The sequence below is a fragment of the Marinobacter sp. G5_S1_61_S3 genome (genome assembly GCF_054968585.1).
Genome location: NZ_JBQKUK010000006.1, coordinates 67378 through 85358 on the forward strand (window position 1 = coordinate 67378; position 17981 = coordinate 85358).

The 17981-nt window shown below is 58.7% G+C and carries 19 protein-coding genes and 1 other RNA gene; 10 read left to right on the forward strand and 10 right to left on the reverse strand.

All coding sequences use genetic code 11. The annotated features are described in order from the left end of the window. The first annotated feature begins 49 nt into the window (after positions 1 to 49). Both ACTRWH_RS07280 and ACTRWH_RS07285 read left to right on the forward strand, forming a co-directional pair. Complete coding sequence (locus tag ACTRWH_RS07280) at positions 50 to 2038, forward strand: bifunctional diguanylate cyclase/phosphodiesterase (RefSeq protein WP_278367034.1); 1989 nt, start codon at positions 50 to 52, stop codon at positions 2036 to 2038. Positions 2039 to 2167: 129 nt separating this feature from the next. Next, positions 2168 to 3217 (forward strand): DUF2333 family protein, encoded by a 1050-nt coding sequence (locus tag ACTRWH_RS07285; protein WP_036210533.1) that lies wholly within the window; start codon positions 2168 to 2170, stop codon positions 3215 to 3217. Between the two features lie 80 nt (positions 3218 to 3297). Here ACTRWH_RS07285 and ppa read toward each other — a convergent pair whose 3' ends face one another. The 3 genes from ppa to rpiA all read right to left on the reverse strand — a co-directional run bounded on the left by ppa (position 3298) and on the right by rpiA (position 5965). Further along, a complete protein-coding gene (gene ppa / locus ACTRWH_RS07290; RefSeq protein WP_036210530.1) occupies positions 3298 to 3825 on the reverse strand; it encodes an inorganic diphosphatase in 528 nt (175 codons plus the stop codon). Between the two features lie 102 nt (positions 3826 to 3927). After that, positions 3928 to 5067, reverse strand: coding sequence for an acyl-CoA dehydrogenase family protein (locus ACTRWH_RS07295; protein ID WP_462826190.1), 1140 nt, complete (start codon positions 5065 to 5067; stop codon positions 3928 to 3930). A gap of 217 nt (positions 5068 to 5284) precedes the next feature. After that, positions 5285 to 5965, reverse strand: a complete 681-nt coding sequence (rpiA, locus tag ACTRWH_RS07300; protein WP_036210524.1) for a ribose-5-phosphate isomerase RpiA — start codon at positions 5963 to 5965, stop codon at positions 5285 to 5287. Between the two features lie 139 nt (positions 5966 to 6104). Between rpiA and ilvA the strand changes: the two genes are divergently transcribed. After that, positions 6105 to 7640, forward strand: a complete 1536-nt coding sequence (gene ilvA, locus ACTRWH_RS07305) for a threonine ammonia-lyase, biosynthetic (RefSeq protein WP_036210522.1) — start codon at positions 6105 to 6107, stop codon at positions 7638 to 7640. 271 nt (positions 7641 to 7911) lie between these two features. Beyond that, the gene (locus ACTRWH_RS07310; RefSeq protein ID WP_164732102.1) at positions 7912 to 8061 is read left to right on the forward strand and encodes a hypothetical protein; all 150 of its coding nucleotides are present in this window, start codon (positions 7912 to 7914) and stop codon (positions 8059 to 8061) included. 3 nt (positions 8062 to 8064) lie between these two features. On the opposite strand, the gene ACTRWH_RS07315 is transcribed toward ACTRWH_RS07310, so the two are convergent. Further along, a complete protein-coding gene (locus ACTRWH_RS07315) occupies positions 8065 to 8715 on the reverse strand; it encodes a 5-formyltetrahydrofolate cyclo-ligase (protein WP_085678884.1) in 651 nt (216 codons plus the stop codon). A gap of 137 nt (positions 8716 to 8852) precedes the next feature. On the opposite strand from ACTRWH_RS07315, the gene ACTRWH_RS07320 reads away from it, so the two are divergent. Then, entirely contained in the window at positions 8853 to 9236 is a 384-nt protein-coding gene (locus ACTRWH_RS07320; RefSeq protein WP_462826191.1) for a DUF2750 domain-containing protein, read from the forward strand. Positions 9237 to 9254: 18 nt separating this feature from the next. Here ACTRWH_RS07320 and ssrS read toward each other — a convergent pair. The 5 genes from ssrS to ACTRWH_RS07345 all read right to left on the reverse strand — a co-directional run bounded on the left by ssrS (position 9255) and on the right by ACTRWH_RS07345 (position 12115). Further along, positions 9255 to 9434, reverse strand: a non-coding RNA gene (gene ssrS / locus ACTRWH_RS07325) — 6S RNA. 64 nt (positions 9435 to 9498) lie between these two features. Continuing rightward, complete coding sequence (locus ACTRWH_RS07330) at positions 9499 to 9795, reverse strand: cell division protein ZapA (protein WP_007153201.1); 297 nt, start codon at positions 9793 to 9795, stop codon at positions 9499 to 9501. After that, positions 9795 to 10001: a TIGR02449 family protein gene (locus tag ACTRWH_RS07335; protein ID WP_007153200.1), complete on the reverse strand. Its 207-nt coding sequence runs from the start codon at positions 9999 to 10001 to the stop codon at positions 9795 to 9797. The genes ACTRWH_RS07330 and ACTRWH_RS07335 overlap by 1 nt, the downstream gene beginning before the upstream one ends. Positions 10002 to 10103: 102 nt before the next feature. Then, the gene (locus ACTRWH_RS07340) at positions 10104 to 11378 is read right to left on the reverse strand and encodes an ABC transporter permease (protein WP_085678890.1); all 1275 of its coding nucleotides are present in this window, start codon (positions 11376 to 11378) and stop codon (positions 10104 to 10106) included. Next, a complete protein-coding gene (locus ACTRWH_RS07345) occupies positions 11375 to 12115 on the reverse strand; it encodes an ATP-binding cassette domain-containing protein (protein ID WP_462826192.1) in 741 nt (246 codons plus the stop codon). Before ACTRWH_RS07345 ends, ACTRWH_RS07340 begins: the two co-directional genes overlap by 4 nt. Before the next feature lie 49 nt (positions 12116 to 12164). Here ACTRWH_RS07345 and ACTRWH_RS07350 point away from each other — a divergent pair, with 49 nt between their 5' ends. After that, positions 12165 to 12707: a DUF3299 domain-containing protein gene (locus tag ACTRWH_RS07350; RefSeq protein ID WP_126811468.1), complete on the forward strand. Its 543-nt coding sequence runs from the start codon at positions 12165 to 12167 to the stop codon at positions 12705 to 12707. A 23-nt stretch (positions 12708 to 12730) separates the two neighbouring features. Here ACTRWH_RS07350 and ACTRWH_RS07355 read toward each other — a convergent pair whose 3' ends face one another. Then, on the reverse strand, positions 12731 to 13369 hold the full coding sequence (locus ACTRWH_RS07355) for a ZrgA family zinc uptake protein (RefSeq protein ID WP_462826193.1): 639 nt from the start codon (positions 13367 to 13369) through the stop codon (positions 12731 to 12733). A 140-nt stretch (positions 13370 to 13509) separates the two neighbouring features. Between ACTRWH_RS07355 and ACTRWH_RS07360 the strand changes: the two genes are divergently transcribed. The 4 genes from ACTRWH_RS07360 to ACTRWH_RS07375 are packed head-to-tail and all read left to right on the forward strand — an operon-like array spanning position 13510 to position 17955. Continuing rightward, on the forward strand, positions 13510 to 14106 hold the full coding sequence (locus ACTRWH_RS07360; RefSeq protein WP_036210508.1) for a UPF0149 family protein: 597 nt from the start codon (positions 13510 to 13512) through the stop codon (positions 14104 to 14106). A 27-nt stretch (positions 14107 to 14133) separates the two neighbouring features. After that, positions 14134 to 15456, forward strand: a complete 1323-nt coding sequence (pepP, locus tag ACTRWH_RS07365) for a Xaa-Pro aminopeptidase (RefSeq protein ID WP_036210505.1) — start codon at positions 14134 to 14136, stop codon at positions 15454 to 15456. Between the two features lie 2 nt (positions 15457 to 15458). After that, positions 15459 to 16739 (forward strand): 2-octaprenyl-6-methoxyphenyl hydroxylase, encoded by a 1281-nt coding sequence (gene ubiH, locus ACTRWH_RS07370; protein ID WP_228210086.1) that lies wholly within the window; start codon positions 15459 to 15461, stop codon positions 16737 to 16739. Continuing rightward, entirely contained in the window at positions 16732 to 17955 is a 1224-nt protein-coding gene (locus tag ACTRWH_RS07375) for an FAD-dependent monooxygenase (RefSeq protein ID WP_462826194.1), read from the forward strand. The genes ubiH and ACTRWH_RS07375 overlap by 8 nt, the downstream gene beginning before the upstream one ends. Positions 17956 to 17981: the final 26 nt, after the last annotated feature.

Genomic DNA, 17981 nt, shown 5'->3' on the forward strand with positions numbered 1-17981 from the left:
TCACACCAGATAGCCGACAATCGTTGTTTCAGACTAGGGGCTGCCAGTGATGGCACGGACGCAAGACGACCGACAGATCTCTCGCCAGCAAGGTGTTATTACCTTGCGCAGTCTGCTGTTGCTGTTTACCGGTGGCATGTTGCTGTTTGTGCTGGTGGCGGCGGCCAGCGTCAGTTTTGACCGGTTCCGGGACTACATGTCGGGTCAGCTCCAGGGCCATGCCCGGGATGGTGCCACGGCCATTGGCCTGTCCCTGTCCAATGCCATTGACGGTCGCGATCCAGTGGCCTCGTCTTCATTGATCGATGCCGTTTTCGACAGTGGTCGTTATCTCTCGGTGGTCTACGTCAATAATCAGGGTGAGGAGGTGGCCGGGCGGGAAACCTCCCTGCGTGAGGTGGATGTGCCGGGCTGGTTTGTGGCGCTGGCGGATCTGCCACTGCCGGTGGGTGAAGCGGAAGTGGTGCGCGGCTGGAGTCGACTGGGTAAGGTGCGGGTCGTAAGCCACCCTGGCCGGGCCTACGAAGACCTGTGGGTGGTGACGGTTAGAATCGTGGCCGGCTCTGCCCTGATTGGTGGCCTTGGGTTGATCGGCCTGTTTTGGATGATGACACGCCTGATGCGTCCGCTCAGGGCTGTTGAGAAACAGGCCAGGGCCTTGGGTAAACGGGACTTCAGGCGTCGGGTCGACATTACCTCCACGCGGGAATTGAACCAGGTCACCCACGCGATGAACCAGATGGCGGATGACCTCGGGCGACTTTTTGAAGGGCAGGCCAAACTGATCCAGCACCTGCGCAAGGTGAACAACGAAGACAGCCTGACCGGTCTTGCGAGCCGGCAGGCGTTCGAGCAACGCTTGAAGGTTGAAGTGGAATCGGAAGAGCGGTCCGCCCCCGGGGTGCTGTTCCTGATCCAGTTGGAAGAGTTCGCCCAGTATAACCAGAGTTATGGCCGCGACGAGGCCGACCGCTTGCTGGTTCGCATTGCGGGGGCGCTGAATACGTTTGTCCATGCGCACAGCGATTCGTTCGCCGGCCGCATGACGGGTGCCGGGTTTGCTGTCTTCCTGCCTGGTGTTTCACGTGCCGATGGGGTGATCTGGTGTCGCCAACTGGTCGAAGAGCTGGATGGCATCTATTCCGACCTCTCCGCTCCCATGGATGTGTCTGTTCATGCAGGCATTGCCCAGGCTGCTGAAACCCGCAAAGCGGGCGAGCTTATGTCAGCGGCCGACGAAGCGCTTCGGCAGGCACAGATGGAGGAGGGATCTGCCTGTCATGCCGCTGATCGCGACCGGCCTGAGCACCATGACAGTGAAAAGTGGCGGATCATGATTGGCGAAGCGATCACCCAGGGACAGATGTCGCTGTGGATGCAGCCCATGATCAGCAATGGCGATAACGGGGTGCTGTTCCATCAGGTCTTTTCCCGGATGAGAACGGAGGAAGGCTGGATCAAGGCTGGTATTTTCGTGCCCATGGCGGAACGCTTTGGCATGATCCCCGACATTGATCGCTGGGTCCTTGAGCGTTCCCTGGCGCTTCTGCATACGGAACCAGACACTCGCCTGGCGTTAAGCCTGGGCATGGTTTCGGTGGCCAGTGAGGCATTCCGCAAAGAACTTCTGGAGCAGCTGTCCGCTGCCGGCAAGGAGCGCCGGCGATTGCAGATTGGTATTTCCGAGCAGGCTGTTCACCACCACCGGACGGCGGTAGGACTCCTGGTGCGTGGGTTGAACCGGCTCAAGGTGCCGGTGATTGTCGACCGCTTCGGTGTAGGCGGGGTGCCCTTCAGCTACCTGAGGAATCTGAGGTTCCAGGCACTGCGTATTGATAACAGCTTCGTTCATGATATCGACAGCCACGACGACAACCGCTTCTACCTCGAATCCGTGACGACCATCGCCCACAGCCGCGGCGTGCGGGTCTACGTCACGGGTGTTGAAACAGCCGGTGAATATGCGGCACTGCAGGGTGTCGGTATCGATGGCGCAATGGGGTACCATTTGGGCCGGCCATTTGAGGTGGGACATTAGTGTGTGATCGCGGTTACAGTGCCGAAAAACGCCGCAAATTGCATAAACGTTGCCGTTGCTTCATGGTATTCGCAGTGCGCGAACGGATAGCGTCCGGGATAAAACGACAAACAGGGGAACTGAAAACCGATGCCAGGAAAAATCAGACAGTATTTCAGTGATCGCAAAGACGACGTTCAGGACTACACCGGCGGAGGGGTTGTCGGCAAATTTATACTGGCCGTTGTGGTTGTGTACCTGCTTGTTGCCCTGGTGCTAGGCATGATCTGGAGCAGCGAGCCAGACGTTTTCTCGGTACGCGAACACACACGCGCCGTGGCCAATGAGATGCAGCGTGAACCGGTGGCCGGTTTCGCAACAACGGCAACCATGATCCGGGTGGCGGAGACTCTTCTCGATAAGCCTGGCGGTTACGTTTCGAACGACATATTCCCCCCGGGGCTTTGGCTCGACAACATGCCTAACTGGGAATACGGGGTGCTCGTACAGCTTCGCGACCTGTCCCGTGCCATGCGCAAGGACATCAGTCGTTCCCAGAGTCAGTCCGCTGAGGACCCTGACCTGACAATTGCTGAGCCTCAGTTCCACTTCGACAGCGGTAGCTGGGCCATTCCCTCCACCGAGGCGGAGTATCGTCGTGGCATCCAGGCCCTGTATAGCTACCTGGACCGCTTATCACGCCCCGATCAACCCAACGCCCAGTTTTTCGCCAGGGCTGACAACCTGGCCAACTGGCTGGCGGACCTGGAAACCCGCCTGGGCAGTCTATCCCGAACGCTTGGTGAGAGTGTTGGCAAAGCGTCAGTGTCCGACGCCGTGTCTAACGTCAATCCCGGCGACCCGCTTTCGGAAGATGTCATGGGCGAGGAGGTCAAGACCTCCTGGACGAAGATAGACGACGTGTTCTATGAGGCGCGCGGCAGTGCCTGGGCTCTGTTGCATATCTTCCGCGCCATTGAAGTGGACTTCCGCAAGGTGCTTAACGACAAGAACGCCCTGGCCAGCGCCAAACAGATCATTATCGAACTGGAAGGTGCGCAGGGTGAAATGTGGAGCCCCGTGATTCTGAACGGCAGCGGCTTCGGTGTGCTGGCCAATCACTCATTGACCATGGCGGCGTACCTGTCCCGCGCCAGCGCTGCGATCAGCGACATGCGTGACCTGCTGACCCGAGGCTGATGCCGGTACAGCATCGCCGCATAAAAAAAAACCGGGCCACGCAGCCCGGTTTTTTTGTCATCGACTGAAAGCGTCGCCGATCAGCCTTTGTAGGCCTTCACGGACGCTTCGATGGCCTTCTTGGCTTCGGCGGCGTTGGCCCAGCCCTGAACCTTAACCCACTTGCCCGGCTCCAGCGTCTTGTAGTTCTCGAAGAAGTGCTGGATCTGGTCGCGGAGCAGTTGCGGAAGATCTTCCACATCTTTCACGTCGGTGTAGCTCTTGGTGAGCTTGTCGTGGGGTACGGCAACCAGTTTGGCGTCGCCACCGGCTTCGTCTTCCATGTTCAGCACGCCAACCGGGCGGCAGCGAATCACCGAACCGGCCTGAACCGGATACGGGGTCACCACCAGCACGTCAATCGGGTCACCGTCGTCAGCCAGGGTGTGGGGAATGAAGCCGTAGTTGGCCGGGTAGAACATTGGCGTAGCCATGAAGCGGTCTACCAGCAGGGCGCCCATGTCCTTATCCAGCTCATACTTCACCGGGGAGCTGTTGGACGGGATTTCGATGGCCACGTAGATGTCTTCCGGCGGGTTCTTGCCAGCAGGGATATGGTCGAAGTTCATGGTCGATCCTTTCTGAAGTGCGTTTAACTGCGTTTAAAAAGTGGGCGCAATTATACGGGACAATGGTGTGGATCGAAACTAAACGTTGGTATCGCCTTACCGCTACAACCGCATCTGCTTGGCGATCAGTTCCTTCATGATCTCATCGGTACCGCCGCCAATCGACAGGATCTTGCCATCCCGGTAAAGCCGCTCTACGACGGATTCACGCATGTACCCCATGCCGCCGTGAATCTGAACGGCCTCGCGGGTGACTTTCTCGCACACCTCCACCGCAAAGTTCTTCGCCATGGCAACCTGCTTAATCGGGTTCTTGCCCGCCTGCATCAGCGCGGCACAGCGATAGGTATACTCCCGCGCCACGTCCACTTGGGTGGCCATGTCGACCAGCTTGTGACGGGTGACCTGGAATTTGTTCACCGGCCGGCCAAAAGCCTCCCGTTGGCCGGCCCAGGCTATCGAGGCTTCAAGGGCGATTTCGGCTGTCATGTAGGCCATGATGGATAAGCTGAGGCGTTCAAACAGAAAATTGCTCATGATCGCGATAAAGCCCGCATTCTCGGCACCGATCAGGCGGTTGGCAGGCACCCGGCAGTCCTCGAAAAACAGCTCCGCCGTATCGCTGGCCCACCAGCCCATTTTCTTGAGCTTCTTGCCGGTGAAAAAGCCGGGCATATCGCGGTCAATCAACAACAGACTGATGCCACCATGGCCCTCGCCACCGGTGCGTACCGCAACGGTGTAATGATCGGCACGCATGCCGCTGGTGATAAAGGTTTTGCTGCCGTTGACGATGTAGTCATCGCCGTCCCTGACGGCCCGGGTTTTGATATTGGCAACGTCGGACCCGCCGCCGGGCTCGGTAACTGCCAGCGCGGCAATCTTCTCGCCTCGCAGCACCGGGGGCACAATCGCTGCTTTTACGTCCTGCTGCGCCCACTTCGCCACCGGAGGCAGGCCGATATCCAGCGACCCCAGCCCAGCCACCAGGCCGCCGGAGGTGGATCGCATCAGCTCTTCGGAGACGGCGACTTTCATGAAAATATCGCCTTCACCAATGCCGCCAAGACTTTCCGGAAAACCGACCCCAAGCAGCCCGGCCTCCCCAGCGGTCTTATAAAGCTCCCTGGGGAACTCGCCAGCTTCCTCCCAGTCGTCTATGTAGGGCAACACATGAGTGGCAACGAACTTGCGGGCACTCTGGCGAACCTGTTCGTGGGTATCGTTGAAATAATCAGACACGGAAAGCCTCCCTGTGATCAAAAATCATGGAAGCAGTCTCACTCAATTTCAGCAACCAAGCAAGCGCTTGGTTTGCAGAAGGCCCGAAAAGAGTCCAGGCCGTGGAGAGACAGGGACATCAGGGGACGTCAAAAACAAGGATGTTTTTGTCGAGCGTACACGGACGTATTAACAGCGTGCCCCTGATGTCCCTGTCTCTTCACGGTCTCCTCCGTAGTCAGCCGTCCTGTCGGGAGAAACTCTTTACCCCGTCTTCGGTACCCAGCAACAACAAGTCCGCAGGACGCCGAGCAAACAGGCCATTGGTCACAATGCCCACAATGTTGTTCAACTGCTCTTCCACCTGAAGCGGGCGGGAAATATCCAGATTGTGGATGTCCAGGATGATATTGCCGTTGTCGGTGGTGAAACCCTCGCGATAAACCGGGTCGCCGCCGAGCTTGACGATTTCGCGGCCAACGTGGCTGCGAGCCATGGGTACCACTTCCACCGGAAGCGGAAACGCGCCCAGAATATCCACCTTCTTGGACCCATCGGCAATGCAGATAAACGTCTTGGCCACCGCCGCTACGATCTTCTCACGGGTCAGGGCGCCGCCGCCCCCCTTGATCAACTCCAGGCGTTCATTGGTCTCATCGGCACCGTCGATATAGAACTCAAGGGGGCCGGCACTGTTGAGGTCGTAAACCGGAATACCATGGCTCTTCAGGCGCTCAGCCGTGGCGTCGGAACTGGCGACGGCGCCATCGAAATCGGTGCGGATATCCGCCAGCAGATCGATGAAACAGTTGGCCGTACTGCCGGTACCCACGCCGATAACGCTCTCCTGATCCAGGTGCGGCCTGATATGGTCCAGTGCGGCCTTGGCGACGGCTTTCTTCAGTTCGTCCTGATTCATCGATCGACTCCGGTTTTGCAGGAAAGTGTGGTTAAAGCCGCCATTATAGCCCTTCTGTGGGGCGAGCTTATAGACGGAACCCAGGCAAAGTTTCTACACTGTCCGTTTTCCCAACGACAATCCAACTCCGGACGGACCCATGCCGCAACGCTACATAAAGAAAATCCTCGATGCCCGTGTTTACGACGTGGCCATCGAGACTCCGCTGACCGAGGCCCGTAGCCTCTCAAAGCGCTTTGGCAACAACATTCTGCTCAAGCGCGAAGACCTTCAGCCGGTGTTTTCTTTCAAGATTCGTGGCGCCTACAACCGGATTGCGCAGCTCTCTGAAGAGCAGAAAGCCAAGGGCGTGATTTGTGCCTCTGCTGGCAACCATGCCCAGGGCGTGGCCCTGGCTTCCAAGAACCTGGGTATCAAGGCGGTCATCGTCATGCCTCAGACCACGCCAGAGATCAAAGTGCGATCTGTGCGTGATCACGGCGCCAAAGTGGTTCTCAAGGGCGACGCTTTTGATGAGGCCGCAGCCCATGCTCAGGAGCTGATTGCGAAGCACGGCTACACCTACATCCCGCCCTATGACGACCCGGACGTCATCGCCGGGCAGGGCACTGTGGCCATGGAAATCATGTGGCAGTTCAGCAAACCCATTCATGCCATCTTTATCTGCGTTGGCGGCGGCGGACTGATTGCTGGTATGGCTGCCTACATCAAGTACCTGCGCCCGGAAATCAAGGTGATCGGCGTTGAACCCGAGGATTCCAACTGCCTGCAGGCGGCCATGAAGGCTGGCAAGCGGGTGGTACTGGACGAAGTGGGCATCTTCGCGGATGGCGTGGCCGTCAAGCAGATCGGCAAATACCCCTGGGAGATCTGCAAGGATCACGTAGACGAGGTGATCACCGTCTCCACCGACGAAATCTGCGCCGCCATCAAGGATGTCTTCGAAGACACCCGCTCCATCGCCGAACCGGCCGGTGCGCTCGGCGTGGCTGGTATCAAGAAGTACATCGAGCGCGAACAGATCGAGAATGAAAACCTGGTGGCCACCCTCAGTGGGGCCAACATGAACTTCGATCGCCTGCGCTATATCTCGGAGCGCACGGAAATCGGTGAAAAGCGCGAGGCCATCCTGGCGGTGACCATCCCGGAGAAACCGGGGGCCTTCAAGACGTTCATCAACGCCCTGCACAAGCGCAGCATCACCGAGTTCAATTACCGCTACGCCGATGCCACCAATGCGACCATCTTCGTGGGCATCCAGATTGCGGCGGGCGGCCATGGCCGTGAAGACCTTATCCAGGACCTGCGGGAAACCGGGTACTCAGTGATTGACCTGACCGAGAGCGATCTGGCGAAGCAGCACATTCGCCATATGGTGGGTGGTCATGCGCCAACCATCACCAACGAGAAAGTTTTCCAGTTCGAGTTCCCGGAGCGCCCGGGTGCCTTGCTGAAGTTCCTGATGTCCTTGGGCACGCGCTGGAACATCTCCATGTTCCATTACCGCAACCACGGTGCGGCCTACAGCCGTGTTCTGCTGGGCGCCCAGGTGGAAGACGACGAAGTGAAAGACTTCGAGAAGATGCTCGACAAGGTCGGCTTCCGCTACGAAAACATGACTGACAATGAGGCTTATCAGCTGTTTTTGGGAGCCGGGAACAACAAGTCTTCTTAATTTGCTGCGAGAACCGGGGAGGAAGCCCCCTCCCGAAACACGCTCAAGCACATCCATGTGGCGCTTGAGCTCCGCCATCCATGGCTCCGCACAGTTTCGGGAGGGGGCTTCCTCCCCGGTTCGGCAAACTTTGGAGCGGCTTACAAAAATTTAATCTGTGAAAAATTGTAAAACGCAGGATAGGTGTTAGTCTTTCGTCTAATTCTTGAAAACAAGAATAGTCAACTGATTTAGATCGATTTTACTATTTAAAATACCGGAGAATCCCCTCATGGGCCGCAAGCCTGACATTATCCGGACGGTCGTGCTGATTTTCGCCGTTGGCCTTGTTATTACTGGCTTCACATCACTTCAGGCCTCTGACGATGAGCCTACGGCCTCCGATAGCGAAGCCTTTACAGTGTCCGCCGTTCGAGACTAAACCTTACCGAAAGCTCTTCGATCTCATTCGGTAACGCTCTCTGTCAGTCACCACACTGTGCAGAGGGATATCCCAGGGTTCCAGCGGTAACTCCGATACTTTTTGACAGTCATGGGCCAGCCCGATCAGCTTGGGGGCCAGTCGTGGCCGGATTCGCGTGAACGCAAAGGTGCGATCATAGAAGCCGCCACCCATGCCCAGGCGGCCACCGAAACCATCAAATCCCACCAGCGGAAACAGCACTGCATCCAGCGCCCATGGTGGCCGCTCCAGCCCCTTGTGGAAGGGTGGTTCAGGAATGCCAAAGCGGTTGGCCGTCAGCTCGGTGCCATCGGTAAAAGGGCTGAAAACCAGCCTGCCGCGGTGCACCGGATGCAGCACCGGCAAATAGAAGTGAATGCCTCGCCTGCGGGCAACATGAACGTACACCTGGGGATCAATTTCACCGTCGTTGGGCAGGTATACGGCAACGTGGCGGGCCCTGAAAAGGTCAGGATGTTTCAACAGGTTCAGCGCAAGCTGGTCAGCGGCAATCTGTTGTTCTTCCGCAGACAGCGAGCGGCGCTTCTTCCGAAGGGCCTTGCGAAGATTGCTTCGGGATTGCGAGTCAGGGTGCTCTTCAAAGGGCTGGGATGAGACAACGTTGGTCAACATAGAGCTTTTTCTACCATCGGGCTGCCCCTGTTGTACAGAAAAATGTCGCCTGTCACCGGTCTCTGGTTATGTCGGTGTGGCGAGCCGATAGGCTATCATTGGCCCTTCAAACTTTTCGTTCAACAGCAGGTCAACCCATGAACCATGATGCATTAACGAGTGTCCTCGAATCAGACGGCGAAGAACGATACGACTATTTCCTGAGCCAGGTCGGGGAGGAGCGTGAAATCTGGATTCTGGTGAATGCGGAGAATCGCTTCCTCAAGATCGTGTCTGAAGATGGCGATGTGGAGTACCTGCCGGTATGGCCCAGTGAGGCATTCGCGGTGGAATATGGTAAGGGTTCCGACGATCTCACGCCTAAGCGTATTCCGTTGCCGGATTTTTTCAGGAAATGGGTGCCGGGTCTGACGAAAGACGGTCTGGACGTCGGGGTGCTGCCTGGCCCGGATGATACCCTGTGGATAACCGAGCCGGAAGAGCTGAAACGCGACCTGCAGGATGAATTGTCGAGTTTCTGAGGATCTTGGTTGAAAGTAAAGCTTCCCGGGCTGCCGTTATCGGATGTGGCCCTTGAACCCAAAGTTCAAGGTCGGTGGCCGCTGTGACATATTAGGCTTTCCCCGTATGGGGACGTGCTCACAATGCCCTGAAGTAGCCACCTGGGTAGTGCGCATCGGCTCGAGGACGAATCCGACCAGCGAACAGCCCAGGAAGTTAATTTCATTATACGGGCATTGCCGGGGCCGATTGCAACACCTGAATCGGATTCCTGTGTAAGGACTAGTTACCGGTGCCTTCACCCAGTGCGGTATCGAGCTTTTCGTCCATGGCGTTGAGAATTGAACTGGCGGTGTCCGACATGGTGTCCCGCTCAAGCATCTCATTGGTGATGTTGAGTGCCGCCATCACGGCGATACGTTCGGTACCGAATACCTTGCCGCTGGCACGTATTTCCCGCATTTTGGTGTCCAGGTGCCTGGCGGAGCGGAGAAGGGCTTCCTGCTCTTCCTGGGGGCAGGCGACCAGGTATTCCTTGTCGAGAATCTTGACTTCGACGGTTGTCGGCTGCTGTGGCATCAGTGGTGCTCCAGGGCCCGGAGGCGGCCTATCATGGCTTCAATCTTGTTTTTGGCAAGATCATTCTTGTGCATGAGCTGCGCTCGCTCACGGTTCCAGTCGTCCTGCAGCTCGCGCAGCATCGCGTTGTCACGTTCCAGTTTGCGACAGTGTTCGATCAATCTGTCGAGTTTGTCCGCCAATGCCTGTAGTTCGGACTGTTCCATGAGTCGTCCAACGCCTGTATCAAAGAAGTGAACTAACTATAAGTGTGGACTGCAAGCTGGTCAATTTACAGGGATGTCATGGCCCGCGTTGCGTGATGTCCGTCACTCTGGGGCCACGTGTCCCAGCCCCTGTTTTCGGCTGCCCCGCCAGGCCTGGAGTGCTGGAATCAGTCCCACGAGCAACGCGGCCAGAGGGACGCTGGCGATGATCGACCATTCCGTTGCATTCAGCGGCCGCAAGCCTACCTGAACGCCCCATGTATCCAGTAGCCAGGGGCTAAGAGCCGCGATGCCGGCCGCTCCGGCCAGGATCGCGAGCCCGCAGGCCGCGATGGCCAGCAGAATGCATTCGATCACGTGCAATGCCGCGATGAGGGCCGGCGAAGCCCCGGTAGCCCTGAGAATCGCCACTTCCTGCCGCCGCTGCGCTTGCAGAGTCAGCAACACGGCCACGAGCCCGACCAGGCTGGTGACCACGACAAAGCCGGTGATGCCCAGCAAGGCTTTTTCGAACTGGCCCATGATTCGCCAGAGTTCGCTGAGCGCCACCCCCGGGAGAATCGCCGACAACGGTTCGAGCTGCGATTCGTTGATCTGGCGCTGAACCTGAAAAGTCAGCACCTTGCGGTCGATGCCCACGAATGCGGCGGTAATCGCGTCCGGTGTGAGGTCCCTCTGCCTGGCCTGTTCGGGCGTGACGGTTCGCCCGGGGATGGCAACACCGGATTCCCAGCCAATATGGATGGCTTCGAGGCCCTCCAGGCTGACGTAAACTGCCTGGTCCACCGGTGTGCCAGTGGGAGCGAGGATGCCAGTGACCGTAAACGGAGTGTCCTTGTGGTTGGAGAAGCTGGTCTTGCCGCCACCATGGGACAGGACAACCCTGTCGCCAGTCTGGTGAGCGTGCTTGCGGGCTACTTCGGCCCCCAACACCACGTCGAAGACATCGGCGAACCATTCTCCCTCGGCCAATGCGGGTTTCTGGTCCCGACCGTAGCGGAAATGTTCCGGGAACTGCTCGCTGGTGCCGACAACCCGGTGCCCGCGATAACTGTCACCCAGGGATATGGGCACCAGCCAGCCGATGCGCTCATCCTCCTGCAGTTTCTCGTAGGTACTCCAGCGGATGTTATTGGTGGCGTCACCGATGTGAAAGACCGTGTACAGCAGCAGGTTCAGCTGACCGCTGCGAGCGCCCACGATCAGGTCGGTGCCGGAGATGGTGCTGGTAAAGGACTGCTTCACTTCGGTGCGAAGGTACTGAACGCCCAGAAGCAGGGTGATGCTGAGCGTCAGGGTCAGGGTTACCAGCGCCAGTACCCTGCGCCGATACCAGAGGCTTGCCATGGCCAGAGACAGTGCCAGCCGCAGGTTCATGGGGTCACCTCCAGGGCCAGTTGGTGGTTAAAGCGTTGGGCCAGGCTCTTGTCGTGACTGACAAAGACAACGGATGAGTGTTTTTCCGCCGCCAGCCCCAGCAACAACTCGATAAAGCGGTCCCGGTTGTCGCTGTCCAGGGCCGAGGTGGGCTCGTCGGCGAGGATCAGTTCCGGGGCGCCGGTCAGTGCCCGGGCGGCGGCTACTCGCTGTTGTTGCCCGACGCTGAGGGTGGTAACACGCCGGTGCCAATGGCTCTGGGGGATGCCCAGGGCAGTCAGCAGGGATTTCGCTTCTGCCTCCGGCGAAGACAAGGCCCGCGCTCGGCGTTTCCGTGAAAGCTTGCAGGGCAGTGTGACGTTGTCCAGCGTGCTCAGGTAGGGCACCAGGTTGAACTGCTGGAAGATAACGCCCATGTGGTCGGCCCTGAATCGGTCGCGTTGGCCGCTGGTCAGGCCTGCCAGGTCTGTGCCCAGTAATTCCAGGCGACCGGTGTCCGGCACGATCAGGCCTCCCATCAGGCTCAGGAGTGTGCTCTTGCCGCTACCGCTGGGGCCTCGCAGGAAAAGGTGTTCACCGCTGTTCAGTGTTACGTCAGGATAGCGGATGCCCGGCTGGGTCCGGTCCCAGCGAAAAGTGAGTTCGCTGACGCGGAGGGTTTGCCGTGGGGTTACGGAACTCTCTGAGGTTACGGAACTATCTTTGTGCAAGTCTGTCTTGCCGGTCATGTCAGGCATTGGTCATCCGGTGTATGATCCCTGAATCGTTACAGGAGACGTCAGTTTTATGTCAGAACCTCTGGAATCCCGCTCGCGGCAACGCTCTCTGTTCGCCACCCTGTGTATGGTGGCGCTGGTCGCGGCCTTCAGTCTTTCAACCGCCGTTAGCGCAAAAGACGCCTCGCAAGAGATCGACTGGCTGGAATTGATGCCAGAGGAGGATCTCAACCTACTCGAGAATATGCCAGAAGTCTCCCACGAGGGTGACGGCCCTGCCACATTGCCGGACGAGATCATGACAGGCCGCGTGGTGCCTGAAATGGATGGCCGGTCGGGCCGGATTCCGGGTTTCGTCGTGCCGCTGAAAACCACACAGGATATGCGCATTCTGGAGTTTTTCCTGGTGCCATACTATGGCGCCTGCATACACGTGCCGCCACCTCCTCCAAACCAGATCATCCACGTGAAGTACAAGAAGGGCTTCAAGCTGGAAGCACTCTACGATCCGGTGTGGATTGAGGGCACCCTGAAGATCGAGAAGACCGAGAACGACATTGCTTCGTCTTCCTACTCCATCGTGGCGGAGAACGTCTCACCCTACGAGGAGTAATGTCTTTGCAGGGCGTTCATAGGTCAGTTGTTGACCGTAAATGCCCGGTTTGAGGGTGTCAGCCGGGCACTACCCTGGCCAGAGGGGCTGACCCATTCGACGGTGAGCTCCTCCATGCCCTCGAACCTCTCCATCAGTGCCGATGTAAATTCCTGATCGGCGTCGATGCGGTTGCATTCCAGTTGCTGGGATACGTCGTATTCCCGATGAGTGGCTTCCCCATGATGTTCTTCGTCATGATGTCCTTCGTCGTGATGTTCGGCCTCGTGATGATCGTGCTCGTCGTGGCCGTGATGAGTCTCCCCACCATGGTTTTCGTCTTCCCCGCCGAGTTCCACGGCTGCGGCCGTCACGCGGCAGTCGGCCGCTGCGGTGTTGACCAGCGGCGTGGTTTCCAGCCAGCGGGTAATGTCCGCCAACCGGCTTTTTTCCGCCTCTGTGCGGGCGCCATGCTCGAACCCGGCGAGGTTGTAGGCCGGGGAATTGAGCATCAGGTCAATACGGTTTTCTTCCACCGCCATCTGCAATCGGGCATGGCCGTGCTCGTGGGCGCCGGGATTGTCGGCGGCCAGCGCCATCGGTGCCAGGCTGCAGGCGGCGACCATACATCCAAGTGTATGCAGCGAGCGTGGACGGTTGGGGGGTAAGCGTTTAGCGGACATGGCAGGCGGCTCTCCTTGAAATTGATATGTTATAACATAATTTACTCTTTCCCGGTCCGGAATCAAGAGGGCAAGTGTCTTAAATGCGCCTGAATGCTAGGATAGGGCCTTCACTCATTCATACAGGACCGTCCCGTTTCATGTCCGAAACCGACACCTCCAACGCCCGCGCCGTCGCCTTTGAGCGCTGGGCGAATATGTTCACCGCTCACAAGGCTTTCAGTCATCCATCAGAGCTCCATGGCGTGCTTTGTGGCCGGCTCGCTGCCGGCGCTCGTATCAATGAAGAAGAATGGCTGGCCATGGTGTGTGAGCACATGGGCCTGCCCCAGGCTGCGACCGACGAATCGGACGAACTGCGGGAATTTATGGCCTCGGCCTATAGCCAGACGCTTGAGCTGTTGAAGGCTACCGATATGAGTTTTCAGCCCTTGCTGCCGGACGATGATTACGCCATCGAACAGCGACTGGAAGCGCTCACCTCCTGGGTGCGTGGTTTCCTGGAGGGCATGGCGCTGTCCGCTGGTCAGGCACTGGGTGAGGCGCCGGACGAGATTCGCGAACTCATTGAAGATCTGGTGGCGATCAGTCAGGTGGCCGATGATGACGAGCCGGACGATGAAAGCGAACAACAATTGATGGAAATCGTCGAATATGTACGGCTGGGGGCGCTAGCGGTGTTTACTGAGTTCAATCCGCCGGAAAAGCCGTCACCCAATACCCCGACTTTGCACTGAACAACGCTGATACCCGTGGGAGACTTCATGGCTTCACTGATACCCGTCAAGGAATTCAACGATCGCCGGCACCGGCTGATGGAAAGAATGGCGCCGGATAGCATTGCCATACTGCCAGCCGCCCCTGAACGGGTGCGCAACCGGGATGTCCTGCATCCGTTTCGCCAGGACAGTGACTTCCATTACCTGACGGGGTTTGGTGAGCCGGAAGCGGTCCTGGTTCTGATTCCCGGCCGGGAGCATGGAGAGTCCGTACTTTTCTGTAAGGAACGAAACCCGGAAAAGGAGCTTTGGGATGGCTTCCTGGCAGGCCCCGAGGGTGCCATCGAGACCTTCGGCCTGGACGATGCCTTTCCCATTGCCGATATTGACGACATCCTGCCCGGCATGATCGAAGGCCGCAGCCGGGTGTATTACCCACTGGGCAAAGATCATAATTTTGATGCCAAGGTGATGGACTGGGTCAAACTGATCCGCAGCAAGGTGCGTTCGGGGGCCCATCCGCCCGGAGAGTTCGTAGCCTTGGAACACTTGCTCCACGACTTGCGCCTGTACAAGAGCGCGGCGGAAATCAAGGTGATGGCAAGGGCCGGCGAGATCAGTTGTGAGGCCCACAAGCGGGCGATGAAGAGGGCCGGCAAAGGGGTCTTTGAATATGCCCTGGAAGCCGAACTGATCCACACGTTTATGGAAAACGGTGCCCGCTCCACGGCCTATCCGTCGATTGTGGGGGGCGGCCAGAACGCCTGTATCCTCCACTACATTGAAAACAGCGCCCCGTTGAACGATGGCGACCTGGTGCTTATCGATGCAGGCTGTGAACTGGAATGCTATGCCTCCGATATTACCCGTACCTTCCCGGTCAGCGGAAGGTTCAGCGATGAGCAGCGGGCCCTGTATGAAGTGGTGCTGGCGGCCCAGTACGCGGCCATTGAGGAAGTTCGTCCCGGGAATCACTGGGACCATCCCCACCAGGCCGCACTGAAAGTACTTACCCAGGGCCTGATCGATCTTGGCCTGCTCAAGGATACGACGGTAGAGCAGGCCATCGAGGAACAGGCATTCAAGCCGTTCTTCATGCACCGTACCGGCCATTGGCTTGGCCTGGATGTGCATGATGTCGGGGACTACAAGGTGGGCGATGCGTGGCGCGAACTGGAGCCGGGCATGGCACTGACCGTGGAGCCCGGGCTATATGTGGCGCCGGACAACACCAGCGTGGATGCGAAATGGCGTGGTATCGGCATTCGCATCGAGGATGACGTGGTGGTGACGAAAGAGGGCTGTCGGGTACTCACCGAGGCGGTCCCCAAGACCATTCCCGAGATTGAAGCGCTGATGGCCGACTGACCGTGAACCAGCACGATACCGATATCATCATCGCCGGTGGTGGGCTGGCAGGAGCCACCCTGGCATTGGCACTGGCGAAAACCTTGCCGCAATTGCGGGTGACCGTGGTAGAGGCGTTTCCGTTGTCTCCGGACGCCCTGCCTGACAGTTACCAGCCCAGCTACGATGCCCGCTCCACAGCGCTGGCCTGGGGCTCAAGGTTGATCTTTGAAGAACTGGGCCTGTGGCAACGGCTTTCCGAGCATGCCACGCCCATTCGCCATATTCATGTATCGGATCGTGGGCATTTCGGGGCCACGCGCCTGAACGCCGCCGAGCACCAACAGGAGGCTCTGGGCTATGTCGCGGACAACCGCTGGATGGGGCTGTGCCTGATGCGGGAACTGCTGCAGACGCATGTGGTCTGGGAAGCACCGGCGGAAGTGACAGCCATGCAGCCGCTATCGGAGGGTGTTCGCGTTACCCTGGGCGCCGACACGGGAAATCGGGAACTGACCGCGCAGTGTCTGGTGGTGGCTGACGGCGGCCGTTCCGGCCTGCGTGAAACACTGGGCTTCCGGGTCAATGAACAGGCGTATGATCAGCATGCCCTGATCGCCAATGTCTCCACCTCCCATAGTCATGAGTTTACCGCGTTTGAACGTTTCACCGATGCTGGCCCCATGGCGTTGTTGCCTCACGGCTCGCCAGCGCGCGCCGGCACAAACGCCGCCCTGGTATGGACGTTGAGTAGTAAGGCTCTTGATGAACTGCTGTCATTGGGCGATGACGATAAGTGCCAGCGACTGCAGCATCGTTTTGGCTGGCGCCTGGGGCGTTTTACCCGCATCGGGGAATGCAGCCACTACCCGCTGACCCTGAAAACCGTGGATGAGGCGGTTCGCCCCGGTGTGGTGTTGGTAGGCAATGCGGCGCACACCCTTCATCCGGTTGCCGGTCAGGGCTTCAACCTGGCCTTGAGAGGCCTGATGGCTCTGGTGGAACAGTTCCGTGTGGCCGTCGAGCAGCAGCAACCCCTCGGCAGCCTGGGCGTGCTTAACGCTTATCAGGCTCGTCATCGCCGGGACTGGCAACAAACCGTACGGTTTTCCGACTCACTGATCCAGCTTTTCGGTAATCATCTACCCCTGGTGGCCACCGCCCGCGACGCCGGCCTGATGGGGCTGGATCTGCTACCCGGCGCCAAGCGCTGGTTTGCCCGCCAGGCTATGGGCCTGGGTGGGCGCCGGGCCGAGCTTCGTACTCCTGACAACGTTTTCTCGGAACGCAATGACCATGAGTGAGCAACCGCAATTCGATATCCTGGTGGTTGGCGGCGGCATGGTGGGCTCGGCCCTGGCGCTGGGTTTGTCTCGGCAGGGCTGGAATGTCGGGCTGGTGGAAGGTGCCGACCGAAAGGCCTTGATGCAGGGCCTCGAAGAAGCGCTATCTGTGGAAGATTTCGACCCCCGCGTGAGCGCCATTTCGGTCGCCAGCCAGCGGCTGCTGGAACAGTTGGGGGTATGGCCGGACATAACCGCTGGTCGTCACTGTCCCTACCAGACGATGACGGTGTGGGACGGCGATGGCACCGGCCGCATCCAGTTCGAGGCGGCAGAACTCCGCGCCCCGGCGCTGGGTACGATCATTGAGAACCGTCGAATTGTGCGAGCACTGTTTGATGCTCTGGCTGACAGCGCTGTGACCCTGATTGACGGGGTCAGGGTGAGTGGCTGGTGGCGGGACGGGCACACGCGAGGCATCCGCCTGGAAGACGGCCAGACCTTCGGCGCCAGGCTTGTAGTGGCGGCGGACGGTGCCCACTCCCGATTGCGCCAGTGGGTGGGGCTACCGACCCGCGAGTGGGATTACGGCCAGCAGGCCATCGTATGCACCGTTCGAACGGCCCAGAGCCACCGCTATACCGCCTGGCAACGGTTCTCGCCCACAGGACCTCTGGCTTTCCTGCCATTGTTGTCAGAGTCCGGCGATGAGCATTTTTGTTCTATTGTATGGTCACAGGATACTGAAGAGGCACGGCGTCTGATGGGGCTGGATGACCACGCCTTCAAAGCGGAACTGGAACGGGCGATAGAGCGTGAACTGGGCGCAGTGGATCTGGTCTCGCGTCGCTACGCGTTTCCTTTGCGTCAACGCCATGCCAAGGAATACATTGCCCCTGGCTTTGCGCTGGTGGGAGATGCTGCCCATACCATTCATCCCCTGGCCGGCCAGGGGGCGAATCTGGGTTATGGGGATGTTCGTGCGTTGCTGGATGAACTTGCCAGTGCCCGGAGCAAAGGCATTGATCCAGACAACGAGCTTGTTCTGGCTCGCTACCAGCGCCGTCGCAAGGGTGAGAACCTCGCGATGATGGCGGCCATGGAAGGTTTCAAGCAACTGTTTGGCCGTGATGAGTTGACCCTGCGTTGGCTCCGCAACACCGGCATGCGCTGGCTGAACCAGCTTGGGCCGATCAAGAATCGTATTGCCGCCGAGGCCATGGGGCTGGATGCCTGAGTATGGTTTGCAGGGCGTACCATAAA